Here is a 2,500-nt window from a genome sequence, read left to right on the forward strand (position 1 = left end):
TTGGTTGCGGGGGCAGGATTTGAACCTGCGGCCTTCAGGTTATGAGCCTGACGAGCTACCGGGCTGCTCCACCCCGCGCCATTTAGGTAAGCCGCTTTTCGGCTTATCCGGTGTGCAAAACCCTTTTGGTTTTGTCACGGTGTGTAAACTGCGACGCAGTTTGCACGACTTCCGGAGCAGATTGCCGAAGGCTGTCTGCTCCTGTAAGGGACGCCCGGTTATAGATCCGGTGCGTTGAAGTTTCATACTGTATATAGGCCTTAAAGCCAAAAGGCCGCGTTGTATGCGGCCTCGTTATGGGCTTGAGGCCCTTTGTGCGTCGAGAAGATTTTGTTTTGTTGCGTTTTGCAGACCTGGCAGCGACCTACTCTCCCGCGTCTTGAGACGAAGTACCATCGGCGCAGGGGCGTTTCACGGCCGTGTTCGGAATGGGAACGGGTGCAGCCGCCCCGCAATAACCACCAGGTCAGCGAAGCGCAACAATCTGAGAAGCTGGCGAGGCGTTATGCCTCTTTTGTCTTTTATGAACACATCTTTGTTTTCAGCATCATCAAGGCCCCTGCGGGCCCTTGATGAGCATGGTCAATGAGAACGATCAAGCCAATCGAGCTATTAGTAACGGTAAGCTTCATGCATTACTGCACTTCCACACCCGTCCTATCAACGTGGTCGTCTTCCACGGCTCTGATAGGGAACACTCGTTTTCAGGTGGGTTTCCCGCTTAGATGCCTTCAGCGGTTATCCCTTCCATATATAGCTACCCTGCTATGCCGTTGGCACGACAACAGGTCCACCAGAGATATGTCCATCCCGGTCCTCTCGTACTAGGGACAGATCCTGTCAATATTCCTACACCCACGGCAGATAGGGACCGAACTGTCTCACGACGTTCTGAACCCAGCTCACGTACCGCTTTAATTGGCGAACAGCCAAACCCTTGGGACCTGCTCCAGCCCCAGGATGCGATGAGCCGACATCGAGGTGCCAAACAACCCCGTCGATATGGACTCTTGGGGGTCATCAGCCTGTTATCCCCGGCGTACCTTTTATCCGTTGAGCGATGGCCCTTCCACGCGGGACCACCGGATCACTATGACCGACTTTCGTCTCTGCTCGACTTGTCAGTCTCGCAGTCAGGCGGGCTTATGCCATTGCACTCGACGAGCGATTTCCGACCGCTCTGAGCCCACCATCGCGCGCCTCCGTTACTCTTTCGGAGGCGACCGCCCCAGTCAAACTACCCACCATACACTGTCCCGGATCCGGATAACGGACCGCGGTTAGACATCCATGACGATAAGGGTGGTATTTCAAGGATGGCTCCACTCAAACTGGCGTCCAAGCTTCAAAGCCTACCACCTATCCTACACATGCCGACACGAATGCCAGTGTAAAGCTATAGTAAAGGTGCACGGGGTCTTTCCGTCTAACCGCAGGAACCCCGCATCTTCACGGGGAATTCAATTTCACTGAGTCTATGCTGGAGACAGCGGGGAAGTCGTTACGCCATTCGTGCAGGTCGGAACTTACCCGACAAGGAATTTCGCTACCTTAGGACCGTTATAGTTACGGCCGCCGTTTACTGGGGCTTCGATTCAAAGCTTGCACCTCTCCTCTTAACCTTCCAGCACCGGGCAGGCGTCAGACCCTATACGTCGTCTTGCGACTTCGCAGAGCCCTGTGTTTTTGATAAACAGTCGCTACCCCCTGGTCTGTGCCACCCCATCTGACTTGCGTCAAAAGGGGTCACGCTTCTTCCGAAGTTACGCGTGCAATTTGCCGAGTTCCTTCAGCATAGTTCTCTCAAGCGCCTTGGTATACTCTACCTGACCACCTGTGTCGGTTTCGGGTACGGTCTGTACGGTGGAGCTATTTCCTGGAACCGCGTCCCTGCACAGCCAATCCAATAAGACTGTACAAGTTAAGCAATCCGTCACTACCACCAGGCCCACGAATATTAACGTGGTTCCCATCGACTACGCGTGTCCGCCTCGTCTTAGGGGCCGGCTAACCCTGCTCAGATTAACTTTAAGCAGGAACCCTTGGTCTTTCGGCGAGGGAGTCTCTCACTCCCTTTATCGTTACTCATGTCAACATTCGCACTTCCGATATCTCCAGGGGTCCTCACAGATCCCCCTTCACAGACTTACGGAACGCTCCGCTACCACGTGGATAAATCCACATCCTCAGCTTCGGTGCATGGCTTTAGCCCCGTTACATTTTCGGCGCAAAGACCCTTATTTAGACCAGTGAGCTGTTACGCTTTCTTTAAATGATGGCTGCTTCTAAGCCAACATCCTGGTTGTTTTGGGATCCTCACATCCTTTCCCACTTAGCCATGACTTGGGGACCTTAGCTGGAGGTCAGGGTTGTTGCCCTTTTCACGACGGACGTTAGCACCCGCCGTGTGTCTGCCGACTAGTACTCCTCGGTATTCGGAGTTTGGTTAGGATCAGTAAGACGGTGAGTCCCCATAGCCCATCCAGTGCTCTACCCCCGA

At 53.9% G+C, this 2,500-nt stretch carries 1 tRNA gene and 2 rRNA genes (1 of these 3 cut by a window edge); all 3 read right to left on the bottom strand.

The features are described 5' to 3' along the window. Position 1: 1 nt before the first annotated feature. Positions 2–78 (bottom strand) — tRNA-Met (locus NBH21_RS20575). 273 nt (positions 79–351) lie between these two features. Continuing rightward, positions 352–466 (bottom strand): 5S ribosomal RNA (rrf, locus tag NBH21_RS20580). 125 nt (positions 467–591) lie between these two features. After that, positions 592–2,500, bottom strand: a 23S ribosomal RNA gene (locus tag NBH21_RS20585); it runs 889 nt beyond the window's last position.

This window comes from Ciceribacter sichuanensis, from assembly GCF_024055605.1.
Classification (GTDB): Bacteria; Pseudomonadota; Alphaproteobacteria; order Rhizobiales; family Rhizobiaceae; genus Allorhizobium; species Allorhizobium sichuanense.